Here is a 15,935-nt window from a genome sequence, read left to right as displayed (position 1 = left end):
CATTTCATCCCCATGTCTGAAGCCAGGGGCTTTCATGCTCCGATTTTCGGTAAAACCAAACTAAGCTTTATCGGAGTAACACCAACAGAAATGCGAAAAGGCTGGTTATCCAGCCTTCTTTGAAGCATCAGTTGTCTGCAAATTATGAGAAGATTAATCGATTTCTGGTGCAACTAACGCTGTTGAAGCTAACTCTTCGCTGACGTTATAGCGAGACATTTCTTGCTGCTGAGCGATGGTAGGTAAAGCAGAACGGGCTTTGGAAGCTACTTCTACGGTTTTTACATCGTAGGTAGTTGTAGCCAACTTAGGATATAAACCAATTCCAATAATAGGGAGTAACAAACAAGCTGTGATAAACACTTCGCGAGGTTTGGCATCTAAGTTGAATTTTGGTAAGGTTAATCCTTCGTTTTGTTCTCCATAGAAGACAACCCTTAACATTGATAAAAGGTAAATGGGGGTCAAAATTAAACCAACTGCAGTTAAAAAGATAACCACTGTTTTGAAGGTGGAACTATAAACATCGCTATTAGCAACACCCAAGAATACGGTTAATTCTGCCACAAACCCACTCATTCCAGGCAAAGCTAAGGAAGCCATGGAAGCAGCTGTGAATAGTGCGAAAGTTTTTGGCATTTTTTGAGCTAAACCACCCATTTCGTCCATCATTAGGGTGTGAGTCCGTTCGTAAGCACTACCGCAGAGGAAGAATAAAGCGGCGGCTATCAAACCATGAGACACCATCTGTAAAACAGCCCCATTCATTCCTAACTCGGTAAAGGAAGATAGTCCAATCAGTACAAAACCCATGTGGGAAATGGAGGAAGAGGCAAGGCGACGTTTGAGGTTGGTTTGACCAAAAGCGGTAAATGCCCCGTAAACTACGTTCACAACTCCTAAAGTGAGTAGTAAGGGAGCAAACTTAATGTGGGCATCTGGTAACATTTCGATGTTGAAACGAATTAACCCATAACCACCCATTTTTAACAAAACTCCCGCTAAAATCATGGATACAGGGGAGGAAGCTTGGCTGTGAGCATCTGGTAACCAGGTGTGCAAAGGAAAGATGGGTAGTTTTACACCAAAGGCGACTAAGAAACCGGCATAAGCTAGGACTTCTAGGGCTAATGGATACTCTTTCATACCCAATTGCACCATATCGAAGGTGAAGGTGTCACCGTAAAATGCCATTGCTAGGGCAGAAACTAAGATGAAAATCGATGCCAGGGCTGTATATAGTATGAATTTCGTGGCGGCGTAAAGACGCTTTTTGCCACCCCAAATAGAGATTAATATATAGACGGGGACTAACTCTAGTTCCCACATAAAGAAGAACAATAGTAAGTCTTGTGCTGCAAATACACCCATTTGTGCGCTATATAGCACTAACATCAAGAAATAAAATAAACGAGGCTTTTTCTCTACATTCCAAGATGCCAGCAGTGCTAACGTGGTGATTAAACCAGATAAAACGATTAAGGGCATGGATAAACCGTCTATCCCTACTGACCAGTTTAAGCCGATTTGGGGAACCCAAGGATATGTTTCTTCTAATTGAAAATTGCTGTTACCGAATTTGTATTGGTTAAAAAGGGCGAATATTGTTAATGCGAAATTTAATAGACTAATGCCTAGCGCGTACCAACGCACTGTTTTTCCTTCCTTGTCTGGTATTAGTGGGATGGCAAAAGCCGCTACTAAAGGAACAAGGATGATTGCCGTAAGCCAGGGGATTTGTGTGGTAACCATGGGCTAGTAATAAATACTCAGGTTTGTTACTGCTATTATATAAAGATTTGTAACTTTTTGAAAAGAGGTATGACAAAAATTTTTTTTGTTAGCCATTGATTTTGAACAATATAAAATAAAAAATCCATTCAAAAAATACAATGTATAGTCTAACACACCCTTGAAATCATTCATAGTTCCAAAGTCAAACATGGTAATTTGTTCTAGGAGACAAATTCCCTACACAAGCATCGGAGAGTAATATCTTGGGCGTTGAATTAAGAAGTTACGTTTACCTTGATCGTTTACAATCTCAACACGCAGCCTACATTGGAACCGTCGCATTAGGCTTTTTGCCTTTACCTGGGGATGCTTCTCTGTGGATTGAAATTTCTCCGGGGATAGAAATTAACCGCATTACCGATGTAGCTTTAAAATCTGCTGTGGTTCGTCCTGGGGTACAGTTTGTAGAACGACTGTACGGCTTATTAGAAATTCATTCCACCAACCAAGGGGAAACTAAAGCAGCCGGACAAGCTATTTTAGCCGCTTTAGGAGTTAAGCAAAGGGACTGTTTAAAACCTCGGGTGGTTTCTAGTCAAATAATCCGCAATATCGACGCTTATCAAGCACAACTCATTAACCGTAACCGACGGGGGCAAATGTTACTCGCAGGACAAACTTTATACGTTTTGGAAGTGCAGCCGGCAGCCTACGCAGCGTTAGCTGCCAACGAAGCAGAAAAAGCCGCTCTAATTAACATTTTACAAGTTTCGGCCATCGGCAGTTTTGGACGCTTATATTTGGGTGGAGAAGAACGAGATATTATTGCTGGTTCCCAAGCTATTCTAGCTTCTCTAGAAAGTGTACCAGGACGAGAACATGGTCAAGGAGTTAATGAATAGTCATAATCAATTTAAGACCTTAGTTGTGTCTAATTTCTGATTAACTTCTTTTCAGAAGGTTTGTTTAAAATATAATCTCAATTGAGTAAAAATCTGGGAGTATAAATGGAAGGAGCAAGGCAACCTTTATTACAACTATTAGATGTGTGTTTAAGTGATCCTTTAGGCAGACACCTTCTAATAGAAAATGTATCTTTCACTATTAATAAAGGCGATCGCATAGCTATTATTGGTCCTTCCGGCTCGGGTAAAACTACCCTTTTACGTTTGATTAATCGTTTGGAAGACCCCAGTACAGGATCTATCTTATTTCAAGACCAATCCTTAAAGCAATTTCCAGTGATTGATCTCCGTCGACAAATTGTTTTAGTACCCCAAGAACCTAAACTTTTAGGGATGACAGTTGAAGAAACTTTAATGTATCCTCTTAAATTACAAAAGCTATCCCCAACAGAAATTAATCAACGACTAGAATACTGGCGATCGCATCTTTCTATTCCGGATGATTGGTTAGAACGCAATGAGTTACAACTATCTTTAGGACAACGACAACTCATTACTATGGTTAGAGCTTTAATGATGCAGCCTAAACTATTATTATTGGATGAACCGACCTCAGCTTTAGACCGAAACAAAGCCTTGGAACTTATTGAATTATTAAAAACTATAACAACAGAAACTAAAACTGCCATTCTTATGGTAAACCATGATTTAGGGCTTGTGGAAGAATTTACAAAACAAGTTTTAAAATTAAACCAAGGTCAACTACAACAGTGAATGGTAAATAGTTAACCATAACCAGTAACTGCTAATTTATAATTGAGTAACCAACAATGGAATCCCCTGATCATCAACCATACAAAAGCAGACTATTTAACTTTCTCAACCGTCAATCTTCCCAATGGCGCAATCGTACAATCCGTAGCGTACAATACCTCAGAATTGGAATAGAATGGAGTCTTCAAATACTCATTTATCCCATCTATTTGATTGTACAGACAGGACGAGTTATTCCTAAACAACTGAGGTTCAGTTGGACTCAAAAAGCATTAAGACCTGGTGAAAATGGTAATTTTGATTATTCTTCCAAGGTAGATAAAACTTTACACAAGGTATTCCAAGAAACAGAAAATTGTCTCAGTAAAAGCAAGATTAAAAAAATAAAAAAAAATAACCTTAAAACTCCCATCTTGATTCAAGGAATAGCCAGTAAAATAGAAGACAAAGACTTAGTATTAGTATCGAAAGATAATACTATAATTGATATTTTTTCAGAAATACAGCAACAACATTTAAAAAAATACATACGCCTAGAAATAGCAAATTATTTGTACAATCTCAAGCACAATTACAAAGAAAATTTAAGATTAACTCATTCATTTTCTAAAAAAAATGATCACACGTTGCTACCTATTCGCTGGTTTTGGCAAACTATGGCGTGGATGCAGAAGGGAACTTTAGCTACTAATTTAAACTTGTTTAGAGAATCGTCTTTAGTTCCTACTGTCTCCAAAAATGTAATTTCTTCTACGTTAGCTACTTCAAACGTTGTGCAGGGAAACAGTATCGATAATTCCTTACAATTATCTTCTTATTTCAAAGAAAAATTAGAATTTATCAGAGGACATATTAGGCAAAAAAGTAATCAGTCTTTAAATATTGATAATGAAGATCCCTTCCGTATCGAATTCCTTATTTATGCGGCGATGGACTACTTCCTAAATAGGTTCGCAACCCACCAGCAATTAACTTCAAACCCAGACCTAAAACAGTTACAATTTTCTATAGATAGCGGTAATTTAGACGTTGGAAAACTTGAAGATTTTGATCTTTCTGATGATAATATGAACGAAGAAAATTGGTCTTCTGATACTCCATTAGTCTTTAAGTCTTCCCGCAAATTTTTACGTCAATCTGCATCCTCCACTGACAAAATTAAAAAATATATCAAGACAAAGACAAAGAAAAAAAATAAGCATTCAAATGAGTCTGTAACTGATTTACAAAAGACCGAAAACAATAAACATTCTGTTACACCTAATTATTCTGAATCTAATCAAAAAGTAAACAAAAATTCACCTCATTGGATCGAAACTGAAGCCAAAACCACTGGTTATATAAAACATCCTTTAGTTATGGTCTTAGAATGGTTAGACTCCGCTATTCATTGGTTAGAAAAATTAGTGAGTAAGTTAAGTAACTTATTCCGACAAAAGCATTAATATGCTACAACAATACAATCATAGCAGGTCTGAGAAGCTTACATTACATTCGCTCAATCAGTAAATATTGAAATTCCGATGAGAAATCTAATTTTAAACTTTTGTATCAGCTTTTAGAGACTATTTCTCAGAAACTTACCACAATTGCTGAGATTTGTGTAAGGAAGAGAAAAGTTTGTTATAGATATGATAAATCTTTAATAAGTGGGGTGGCAAAACCCCTATAAATTGCTTAGGATTTTGAACAAGTATCTAAAAAACAAGGCAGATACACTCTTGTTTCAAACAAATACTATAGACGAAATGGGGAAAAAAGTAGTGAAGACAACAATTATGCGACAACTATGGGCAATTATTCAAGAAACTTCTGGAAAAACGGTAGCAGGATTAAACGACTCAGACTTAATCAATCAGATAATTGGTAAATTAAATAGTAAACAACATCTCTCTTCTGAAGACTGTTGTATTGTCAGTACCTATCTTCGTTCCAGAATTCCACTGATTCGAGAAATAACACAATAGTATAAGTTATTAAACTTTATGTTAAGTTAAGTGAAGAAATAATTTTGGCAAACAACTCCAATGGTGCAGTCTTCCATCAAACATCCTACTACCCCAGACGACGAAAAAACATGGTATTGGCGAGGTTATCATGTTACATATAATTATTGTGGGGAAACAGGACCTGCTGTTGTCTTAGTACATGGGTTTGGCGCATCTTGGAGACACTGGCGTAAAAATCTCCCCGTTTTAGGGAAAACTTCTCGGTGTTACGCCCTCGACTTAATTGGGTTTGGCGGATCTGCTAAACCCACCCCAAAACAAGAAATTGACTACACATTCGAGACGTGGGGACAGCAAGTAGTTGATTTTTGCCGAGAAGTTATCGGAGGTCCTGCTATTTTAATAGGTAACTCTATCGGTTGCGTCGTTGTGATGCAAGCAGCCGTAGATTACCCTGAATGGGTATTAGGAGTAGCAGCCCTTAATTGTTCTTTGAGGTTGCTTCACGAACGCAAACAAGCAAGTTTACCCTGGTATCGTCGGGTTGGGGCAAATGCTATGCAACGCATTTTGACAAATAAAGCCTTTGGTTCCTTCTTTTTTGCTCAAATAGCCAGACCAAGCACCGTTAAAAACATCCTTTTACAAGCATATCATCGCTCTGAAGCGGTTACAGATGAATTAGTCGATCTCCTCCTTAAACCAGCCCAGGATCAGGGCGCAGTGGACGTATTTTTAGCATTTACAGGGTATTCTCAAGGCCCTCTACCGGAAGACTTATTACCCCGTTTAACCTGTCCAACTATTTTATTATGGGGAGACAAAGATCCTTGGGAAAAGATCGAAATAGGGCAAGAATGGGCTAATTATCCTACCGTAGATCAGTTTATTCCTTTAGAAAATGTTGGTCATTGTCCTCAAGATGAAGCACCAGAATTGGTCAATCCTATATTAGAAGAGTTTATTACGAAGTTGAGTTGATGACGCAGGTGCAAGATATGAATATCAACTGAAATCATCCATAAATTTGACTTAAAATCGCTAAAAATACCTTTGTACAAGGCTTTTGGCGATTTTTCTATGGAGAAATTCAGATGTAAACAGCCAACAAAAGAAATTTTTTCAAAAGTGATAGGTTTACTGATCGGTTTGGGTATGTTCCTTCTAGAAGCAAACAAAACATTGACCTCTACCAGAAAAAGAAACATTAATCCAATGAATAACACTTTTAACTCTACTTTCAAAGCTAATCTAATCAAAACTCTTGCTAACAAAAAAGGTAACAAAGGTTTCACCTTAATCGAATTATTAGTTGTTGTAATCATCATCGGTGTATTAGCAGCCATCGCTCTTCCCAACCTCTTAGGACAAGTTGGTAAAGCTCGTGAGTCTGAAGCTAAGAGTACCCTTGGTGCAATGAACCGCGCTCAACAAACCGTATTTGCTGAAAGAGGCACATTTGCTGCCAGTCTCGATGACTTAGAAGTTCCCGTTGGTAACGAGAAATTTTATTTAATTACCGTACCGGCTGCTGGAGTTCAACTTGCTCAAGGTGCAACCAATGCTACTGCTGATAATACTGCTGGTACATCTAATGGAGCTAATGGTACCCGTGACTTTGTCGCATCTATCGGTTACGATCCACTCAATCGTATCTTTGACTCTGCTGTTTGTCGCGCCAGTGGTGCTCTGAAAGGCGAAAAGTATGTGATAACACTTGATGGTACCAACAACCCGTCAAATGCAGGTCTAAGTGTAGATAATGTTGAAGTTAACTGTGATGGTACGAATACTATAGAAGTTAACTAAGCTGTAACTCAAATAATTTTTACTTAATAGCAAATAATCCCAGGTGGTTCGGTTACAATTACCACCTGCTTTTATTAACCTCATTTTGGTATGAGGCAATTTGTACCCCACTTACTCAAAGTAGCAGTTTCAAACTTCTATTCTCTTCTTTGAAAAATCATAACCCTGAACTCACACAGAATTCAATTTATACTAAGTCCGCTTATTATCGTAGAGCAATATTTTTTCTCCTCCTGCTTTCTCAATATGATTATCTACTGTCTAAAGTGGATTTGGTATTAGATAGATGCCCCCTTTTTAAATTGATGGCTTAAAACTTCAAAACATTTATGCCTCCTGCCTCTTCTAGAAAACAATATGAAGTTGTAAAATTAGCAATCAGAGATTAAAGTTGTGAATCATACATTTAAAGCTAACCTAATCAAAACCCTCGCTAACAAAAAAGATAACAAAGGTTTCACCTTAATCGAATTATTAGTTGTTGTCATCATCATCGGTGTATTAGCGGCGATCGCTCTTCCTAACCTCTTAGGACAAGTTGGTAAAGCGCGGGAGTCTGAAGCTAAGAGTATCCTTGGTGCAATGAACCGCAATCAACAAACCACCTTTTTTGAAGACGGCGCATTTTCTGCTACGCTGGAAGACTTAGAAGTTCCCGTGGGTAACGAGAAATTCTATCTTATTGATGTTGGGAATATTGCCGGCATTCAAATCGCCAATGGTGCAACCGATAGTGATGGTGATGGTAAGGTAGATAGTTCTGGTGCTGGTGGTGCCGCTAATGGTCAGAATGGTACTCGTGACTACATTGCCGGTATTGCTTACGATCCCGATAATCGTATTTTTGCCTCTGTTGTATGTCGTGCAAGCAATAATGCAACTATGAAGGCAACTCAATATGTTTTACGGTCTCCTGCCAATAATCCTAGCAATGCTGGTGTAACTACTACAAATGACGTTCAAGTTTCCTGTCAGAATGATACAGAAGAAGTTAGGTAATTTTAATTTTATAGGGTTTCTCGAACCTATAAGATACTTTTATTCTCTGACTCCCGAGTGCTGACTACTGAATCTTAAAACCAGAAAACTTTGCAACCTGACAGCGTTTTTCAGTTGAGTAGCAAATATTTCTAGTTAGGTAAGACACTGGAGACAGGGAAGATGGGGGAGATTTTCTTTAAAAATTCTCCCTTGTCCTCTTGCTTAAAGATTTGTCTATACAATTGAAACCCCCTATAAGTAGGGTATTAGGAGTTCGGAAGGCGGCTCCACCTGGCTTCGCAGCGGAGTTAACCCAAAATATTGAAAAACTGACCAAAACCAGCATCTAATGTGTGCTTATTTTTCCTGTCCTTTAACCTTCTGGGCAACAATTTAAGCTAACCGTGAAATAGAGCTGGCGTTATTTTGTGCTCTTCTGGCTTTAATTTAATTGTAGGTGAAAGGTTTAAGAATAAATGCGGGTACTATATGAATATCCATAGCAGTTTTTACTGGAGTTGATGAGTATTTTTACGCAAGATTTTCTGCAACTTGTGAGAAAAATTTGATTGATAATATAAAATTCCTTGCTTGTGAAGTTGTTATGGATTGAATTAATTAGGTGATTTTTTCAACTTATCACAGCAAACCGTTTTCACTTTATTAGGTATCCCAAAAATGTCTATACAGTTAACTTCCTTGGAAACCGAAGCACAACAAGCTCTAAAGGAACAACGCTACCAAGAATCTATTTCCCTTTATTTTCAATGTCTAGAGACAGAAAGCGATCACCTCAGTGATTATTGGTATTTAGGTTTAGCCTACTTTTTAAATGGACAAGAAGCAGAAGCCAAAGAAGCTTGGATGATGCCATTATTATCGGGACAATTAGATAATCATGTCCACTGGGAACAGGAGTTAATTGATATTTTAGATAATGCCATTGAAAAATCCTGTTTAGAAGGAAATTTAATTATAGGAAAAAATCTACAAGATGTAATTAGAGAAATTGATCCTGATTACCAACACAAGGGGTTAAAAAAAGCGATTGATTCGAGAATTCACGTGCTTTTACAAGAAGGTTCCATTAATGCTTTTGCAAGAGAATTTCAGCATGCTAGTAGGCAACTTTTAGAAGTTGTGCAATTGGATGACAGCTTACCCCGTGTGTGGAAAAGTTTGGCCACGATGTATTATGAAAACAAAATATATCAACAAGCTTATCAAGCCATTCGACGGGCGATTAACTTGGACCCAAAAGAATCATCCTATTATCTATGGTTAGGATTAATTTTAGAAAAGTTGGGACACATCGATCACGGGATTGCTGCTTATGAAAAAGCGATCGAGCTTGATAGCAAAAATATGGAAGCTTATGCTAGTTTAGGGTTAGCTTTGACAACCCAGAAAAGAATTGCTGACGCCGAACAGGTTTACCAAGAAGCGATCGCCCAATTTCCTGAGCATTACGGTTGTTATCTAAATTTAGCCAACCTGTTGTTGGGTCAAGCTAAAGAACAAAATCAATCTCCACCAGAGCGATTTGAAGATATCGTAAACTTTTATCAAAAAACTTTAGAGTTATCTCCAAACAACAGATTTGCTTTATTAGGATTAGCAGAAGTTCATGAGTTGGCAGAAAAAGAACTTGAAACATTAGACTATTTAGGTATCTCAGCCTATTGTGAAGGGGAATATGAGTTGGCTGCTGAATATTATACCCAGTATATGAACAAAAATCCCGATAACTTTAGGGCTTACGCTAACCTTTTTCGAGCTTATCGTGAATTGAAAAACTATGACAAGGCCATTGAAATTGGAGAAAGAGCAATACAACGTTTTCCTGACTCTAGTATTGTATACACTATTTTAGTTTATCTATATCAAGTTTTAGGGGATCTTGAAGCAGCAGAAAATGTTATTGCCAGGGCAGAAAAAGCCATACCTAATAACACCTTCATCAAGAAAATAAAACAATGGCTTTTACCCTTTATCTATGATACCCTCGAAGAAGTGGATGTCTATCGTCAACGCTTTACGGATTATCTAGACGAACTAATTAATAGTTCAGGTATCGAGCAACCAGAAAAGTTAACGAAAGAAAATATTGCTCAACTGGTTAATCCACTAGCAGACCATACTAACTTTTTTTTACAGTATCAATGTCGAGATGATAAGGCCCTGCAACAAAAATATGGAGAATATGTCCACAAAGTCCTGAGCTTAAAATTTCCTCAATTTGTTCAACCCCGTTCCCTAGAAACTGGTTTGCCTAAGCGAAAAATTAGGATCGGTTACGTTTCAGCATCAATGTATCGTCACACCGTAGGAAAATTATTCTTAGGCTGGGTGAAACAGGCTAATCATGATAAGTTTACTGTTCATAGTTATGCCATCAATGGCAAAACCGATGTGCAAACACAAAAATATGCCATGTTCAGCGATGTTTTTCATCATCTCCCAACAGAAAAAAGTGTCACTAAAGTAGCAGAAGCCATATTAAAAGATAAATTAGATATCTTAGTTTTTCCTGATGTGGGGATGGTTCCGATGATGACCTTATTAGCCGGGTTAAGATTAGCCCCCATTCAATGCGTTAGTTGGGGACATCCCATAACCACAGGTTCTCCGACAATAGATTACTTTTTAACTTCTGATTGGATGGAACCAGATAATGGAGAAGATCAATATACTGAAAAGTTAATCAGACTGCCTAATGTGAGTATCGCTTACCAGATGCCTAGTTTACCGAAAGTACCTGATACCAGAAGCAAGTTCAATCTTTCTGATTCTGCGGTTGTTTATCTTTCCTGTCAGTCTACTTATAAATACTTACCGCAATATGACTATATTTTTGCACGTATTGCCCTGGAAGTTCCGAATGCTCAATTTGCTTTCATAGAATGTGATAAAAGTCCTAGAATTGCTGAGCAGTTTCGTAATCGTCTCAAACGGTCTTTTGCTCAGGTTGGCCTCGATAGTGAGCAGTATTGTGTTATGTTACCGCGCCTAAATCCTGATGAATATCTATCTCTTAATTTAGTGTCCGATATTTTCCTCGATACCTTAGCTTGGTCTGGGGGTAATACCACCTTAGAAGCATTGGCCTGTAATTTACCTGTGGTGACTTGTCCCGGGGAGTTTATGCGAGGTCGTCATTCTTACGCTATCTTGAAAACCCTAGGGGTAGAAGAAACCATAACTCATTCAGAAGAAGACTATATCGCTATGGCGGTTAAGTTAGGACATGATCCCCAATGGCGACAAGAACTCACCAAGAAAATTAAAGCCAATCATCATCGATTGTATGAAGATCAAGTTGCTGTTGATGCTTTAGAAGCTTTCTATGAGCAAGCAGTGAAAGATCATCAAGCTAAGGTGTCTTAATCTCTTTAAACCATTGTAGATACGTTTCATCAAACGTATCTACAAAACAATCAATATGTTTGTAGGGGTCAACGGTTGTTGACCCAAATCGATCAAAACTCTCATTAAAAATTATGTCTTTAATTGTTCGAGAACTTAAAAAACACAATCGTCTGCAAGGTCTTAACTTTTTGATTTGTATTATCGGTTCCCGTCAACTTTCTCCCACAGAAGGTCGTGCCTGGACAGTTCTAGAACCCAATTTGACCATTCTCGGATTTGATGCTGATAACGATGCCTGTGAGAAAGATAATGCTCGTGTGGCTGAACAAAATGTGACTTGGACAGAGCATTATATTCCTTTAGCTTTATCGGATAAAGTGGAAGAAAAAACCCTCTATGTGACAAATGCGGTTCACTGTAGTTCACTGTATCCTCCTAACGAAGAATTACTGAGCCGGTTTGTGGGTATGGATACTGGGATTAAGTTAGACTTTACCATTGATTTGCCAACCACCACACTAGAACAATTTTGTGAAGATGAGAATATTCAGGAAATCGATTTTTTACAAGTTGATGTCCAAGGTGCAGATTTTGATGTTCTTAAAGGAGCAGAAAATTTATTAGAAAAAACAGTATTGGGGTTGCAAATTGAAGTCGAATTTTCCAAAATGTACGAAGACCAACCTTTATTTACTGACATCGATCAGTATTGTCGAAAAAACGAATTTAGTCTTTTTGATTTGATAACTAAGGATGGTTGGTGTCGTCGTCCTCGCAATTCTTCTCCTATTTTTTCCTCTCAAAAAATCGGTCAATTATTGTGGGCAGACGCACTTTATTTACGTGATCCCATTGAAAATGATCAACCCTCAAAGTGGAAAAATCCCACAGCCATATTAAAATTGGCTTGTATTGCCGATGTTCTCGATTATCCTGATTATGCGATGGAACTACTTCTTCATCTTACTTTAAACTATGGAAAAGATAAGCAATATAATTTTGCTTCGGAAATTGTCTCAATATTATCCCAATTTCCTCCATTAGTAGAACAGGGCCTTGACTGTTTACCAATCGTTCAAAAACTTCAAGCTTATCTCTAAATAATATCAAAAGAATTGGGATTGAAAGTTCGGTAGTATAATTTAAGTAGTGAAAGTCGAATTTTTCCCTAAGTTTCTGTTAGAATAAGAGAGAGAAACGAAAAAAGTTTTCAAATCTGGGATAATTATCTATAGTTTAGAAAGACTTTTTAAGAACTCAGAAACAAAATTGATAATGGATAACGACTATTCCTTAACTTCTCGTCCACCTTGTCCCTCTTGCGGTTCAAGGCAAATCTTGAAAAATGGAAGTACACATCATAAAAAACAGAAGTTTCTATGTAAAGAGTGTGGTCGGCAATTTATTGAAAAACCACAGAAAAAACAAATAACCTTAGAAGAAAAGAAACAAGTAAAAAAACTACTATTAGAACGAATTTCTCTCAGGGGAATTACTCGCTCTTTAGAAATATCAATGACTTGGTTACAAAAGTTTGTTAATAGCTTATATCGCTCTGTTCCTTTTGAATTAAGGGTTAAGGAAACATCAGATTTGGAAATCGAGGTTGAATGTGATGAGTTGTGGTCTTACGTAAATTCCAAGGAAAATCCAGTTTATATTTGGTTAGCGATCTCGAAGAGATCCGCTTCGCGGTGCGCTAGATCAAGTCGTCAAATTGTGGGATTTTATTTAGGCGATCGAAGCAGACAAAGTGCCAGAGAATTTTGGAAGACCCTACCCAAAAATTATCAAGATAATGGGAAATTTTATACAGATTTGTGGGAATCATATTGCGATGTACTGCCCAGCGATCGCCACTATCCTAGTACAAAGAAAAGTGGTCAAACAACGAAGATTGAAAGATTAAATAATACCTTAAGACATCGTTGCTCTCGTCTAGTCAGAAAAAACCTAGCGTTTTCTAAAAACTTTTTCAATCATGAAGGGGCAATTTTGTATTTTATTCATCATTATAATGAGGAAATACTATCAACTTAGATTAATTTTCACTACTTAAATTACACTACCGAAAGTTCAATAATGGATAATTGATTAATTATCCATTATCCATTGATCATCAAGCGATCGCCTTAAAATCTAAGTGGTATATTCGGCGTTAATTTTGACGTAATCGTAGCTTAAATCACAACCCCAAGCGATACCATTACCGGAACCATTGCCAACACAAACGGTTATCAAAACCGTATCTTCTTGTAAGTACGCCCCTTGTGCAGCTTGTTTCATATAATTACTGGCGGCATTGCGATCGTACTCTAGAGGTTGTCCGTTTTCCATCATGACGTACTCACCCAGTGTAATGCGTAATTCTTCTTGACGAAACTTAACCCCAGCACGCCCGGCAGCACCAGCAATACGCCCCCAGTTGGGATCTCGGCCAAAAATAGCAGATTTAACCAAGGAAGATCCCGCAATAGTTTTAGCGATACGTCTGGCGGACTGATCGTCTGGCGCGCCAGATACTTGCACTTCTACCAAACAAGTAGCCCCTTCCCCATCTCTAGCGATCGCTTTAGCTAAATGTTGACACACCGCAGTTAACATCCGTTGGAGGGTTTGAGCGTTTTTACTGTTGATGTCTGTAATAGCCGGGGTGCGAGATTGACCATTAGCCAAAGCGATTAAACTATCGTTGGTGCTAGTATCCCCATCCACTGTGATCTGATTAAAACTTTGGTTGGCTGCTTGGCTTAACATTTCTTGCCATAAGCTGGTTGATACTGCCGCATCACAAGTAACAAAGGATAACATGGTTGCCATATCAGGGTGAATCATTCCCGATCCCTTGGCAATACCTCCAACCCTGACGGGACGGTTCTCAATGATGGTTTCTAGGGCGATTTCTTTTGTAACTAAGTCGGTGGTGATAATGGCGTTAGCGGCTGCTTGGTTGCCATTTTCTGATAAATTTTCCACTAAAGGCCCAATTCCCGATCGCAACGCATCCATTTTAATTCGTTGTCCAATGACCCCTGTAGAAGCCAAAAGAACCATCTCTGGGGCGATGTTTAAAGCTTGAGCCACCAAGTCTGCAGATTCAGTGGCATCTTGCCAACCTTGTTCTCCTGTTCCTGCATTTGCTTGACCGGCGTTACAAAGAATGGCTTTGGCGATCGCTTTTTGTTGTAATTTTTGACGACAATAATCTACACAAGCAGCCCTTACTTGAGAAGTTGTGAACACACCGGCTGCGATGGCTTCCACGTCGGACATAATCAAGGCTAAATCCGGTTTTCCCGACGGTTTCAATCCGGCGGATATCCCTGATGCTTTGAACCCTTTGGGTGCGGTTATTCCCCCTCTGATTTCTACATAATCCATAGTCGTCATTGATAAAAGTGTTCTACTGATAAATACTAAGTATGGCTTTGCTTGGGACGAGAAAACAGTATCATACTTATAATATGATTATTGGTTAAACAGGAGAAAAAATAACCATAATTTCAACTTGTTAAAATCAGGGTTTTAAATAAAAGCCTCGGTAGAACCATTAACCTAAACACATTATCTATCAAACATCGTTATCAACTTCAGACATTTCTGCAATGTTTGAGGTGAAGGGGTTAGGCAGAGAAGCAGATTCCAGCTTGTCTAAAATGAGTACACTACCGTTTAAGAAAGTGAAAGTAATAATACCGTTAATGATGAGGGTGGAAAGTTTCATGATTGACTCCTTGATTCGTTATTTACCAAGATAAGAAGTATTTTTACAATTACCCTCACCTATAGGGATAAATACACAGTCATCATATTGGGTGATGACATTATCATCCTCGCTTCTCAGGGAACACTAATAAAAGGGTAAGGGGAAATCTCAGAGTTAATCAATAGAGTGAGAATGGGCATTGATTTCCACTTTATTCCACTTACAAGTAGAAAAGGGAATCGCTAAAAACCTGAATATACCTTGTTTTTGGGACTGACATCACCCCAGATAACCCCCTAATATGAAGGTAACAAGAGGAACAGAGAGGTCACACAAATGTTTAACACCACTACCACCAACAACAACACCACCATCGTTCGCAACTACATCATTCTCGCAGCTACTGTCATGTTCGCTTCCATAGGTTTAACCGATACATTTTTTGCTCCCACTCGCAACGGACAACAAGAACGCCTCAACAACTATGGTCAAGTCGTTAGTGCTGGTCTTGTTTCTTATTCTCAAAAATTAGGACGCTAAAATTAAATTTTTGACCGTTTTCTCTTGTTATTTGTTATTTACCCTCGTCCCTTGACGGGGATTTTTTTTGAAAGAATATTGTAGATTGCTATTTGAGTCAAAATACAACAATTTGCGAAGCTTCTCAAAAAGTCTGGGGGGACTCGCCGAAAGTTAGGGGACAAAGAT

14 protein-coding genes are annotated in these 15,935 nt (G+C 38.2%); 11 read left to right on the top strand and 3 right to left on the bottom strand.

The genetic code is table 11. From position 1 onward, the window contains the following. Nucleotides 1-153: 153 nt before the first annotated feature. Entirely contained in the window at nt 154-1,752 is a 1,599-nt protein-coding gene (locus tag P9B04_RS01625) for an NAD(P)H-quinone oxidoreductase subunit 4 (protein WP_342053254.1), read from the bottom strand. 245 nt (nt 1,753-1,997) lie between these two features. Here P9B04_RS01625 and P9B04_RS01620 point away from each other — a divergent pair, with 245 nt between their 5' ends. The 10 genes from P9B04_RS01620 to P9B04_RS01575 all read left to right on the top strand — a co-directional run bounded on the left by P9B04_RS01620 (nt 1,998) and on the right by P9B04_RS01575 (nt 13,561). Further along, nucleotides 1,998-2,636 (top strand): hypothetical protein, encoded by a 639-nt coding sequence (locus tag P9B04_RS01620; protein ID WP_342053253.1) that lies wholly within the window; start codon nt 1,998-2,000, stop codon nt 2,634-2,636. Nucleotides 2,637-2,741: 105 nt separating this feature from the next. Further along, nucleotides 2,742-3,413: an ABC transporter ATP-binding protein gene (locus P9B04_RS01615; RefSeq protein WP_342053252.1), complete on the top strand. Its 672-nt coding sequence runs from the start codon at nt 2,742-2,744 to the stop codon at nt 3,411-3,413. Nucleotides 3,414-3,469: 56 nt separating this feature from the next. Next, nucleotides 3,470-4,858 (top strand): hypothetical protein, encoded by a 1,389-nt coding sequence (locus tag P9B04_RS01610; protein ID WP_342053251.1) that lies wholly within the window; start codon nt 3,470-3,472, stop codon nt 4,856-4,858. Nucleotides 4,859-5,191: 333 nt separating this feature from the next. Next, nucleotides 5,192-5,380: a hypothetical protein gene (locus P9B04_RS01605; RefSeq protein ID WP_342053250.1), complete on the top strand. Its 189-nt coding sequence runs from the start codon at nt 5,192-5,194 to the stop codon at nt 5,378-5,380. 60 nt (nt 5,381-5,440) lie between these two features. Beyond that, nucleotides 5,441-6,343: an alpha/beta fold hydrolase gene (locus tag P9B04_RS01600; protein WP_342053249.1), complete on the top strand. Its 903-nt coding sequence runs from the start codon at nt 5,441-5,443 to the stop codon at nt 6,341-6,343. Nucleotides 6,344-6,577: 234 nt separating this feature from the next. After that, nucleotides 6,578-7,171, top strand: coding sequence for a type IV pilin protein (locus P9B04_RS01595; RefSeq protein ID WP_342053248.1), 594 nt, complete (start codon nt 6,578-6,580; stop codon nt 7,169-7,171). A gap of 393 nt (nt 7,172-7,564) precedes the next feature. After that, complete coding sequence (locus tag P9B04_RS01590) at nt 7,565-8,170, top strand: type IV pilin protein (protein WP_342053247.1); 606 nt, start codon at nt 7,565-7,567, stop codon at nt 8,168-8,170. 660 nt (nt 8,171-8,830) lie between these two features. Next, on the top strand, nt 8,831-11,539 hold the full coding sequence (locus P9B04_RS01585; RefSeq protein WP_342053246.1) for a tetratricopeptide repeat protein: 2,709 nt from the start codon (nt 8,831-8,833) through the stop codon (nt 11,537-11,539). 113 nt (nt 11,540-11,652) lie between these two features. Further along, nucleotides 11,653-12,621 carry an FkbM family methyltransferase gene (locus P9B04_RS01580; RefSeq protein ID WP_342053245.1) on the top strand — a complete coding sequence of 323 codons (969 nt, stop codon included), beginning with the start codon at nt 11,653-11,655 and terminating at the stop codon, nt 12,619-12,621. 121 nt (nt 12,622-12,742) lie between these two features. Next, entirely contained in the window at nt 12,743-13,561 is an 819-nt protein-coding gene (locus tag P9B04_RS01575) for an IS1 family transposase (RefSeq protein ID WP_342053255.1), read from the top strand. A gap of 99 nt (nt 13,562-13,660) precedes the next feature. On the opposite strand, the gene argJ is transcribed toward P9B04_RS01575, so the two are convergent. Both argJ and P9B04_RS01565 read right to left on the bottom strand, forming a co-directional pair. After that, on the bottom strand, nt 13,661-14,911 hold the full coding sequence (gene argJ / locus P9B04_RS01570; RefSeq protein WP_342053244.1) for a bifunctional ornithine acetyltransferase/N-acetylglutamate synthase: 1,251 nt from the start codon (nt 14,909-14,911) through the stop codon (nt 13,661-13,663). A gap of 181 nt (nt 14,912-15,092) precedes the next feature. Beyond that, on the bottom strand, nt 15,093-15,245 hold the full coding sequence (locus tag P9B04_RS01565; protein WP_342053243.1) for a hypothetical protein: 153 nt from the start codon (nt 15,243-15,245) through the stop codon (nt 15,093-15,095). Nucleotides 15,246-15,563: 318 nt separating this feature from the next. Here P9B04_RS01565 and P9B04_RS01560 point away from each other — a divergent pair, with 318 nt between their 5' ends. Further along, nucleotides 15,564-15,767: a hypothetical protein gene (locus P9B04_RS01560; protein WP_342053242.1), complete on the top strand. Its 204-nt coding sequence runs from the start codon at nt 15,564-15,566 to the stop codon at nt 15,765-15,767. The last annotated feature ends 168 nt before the right edge of the window (nt 15,768-15,935 follow it).

The organism is Crocosphaera sp. Alani8 (assembly GCF_038442745.1).
Classification (GTDB): Bacteria; Cyanobacteriota; Cyanobacteriia; order Cyanobacteriales; family Microcystaceae; genus Crocosphaera.
This window is presented reverse-complemented; position numbering and strand designations above follow the sequence as displayed.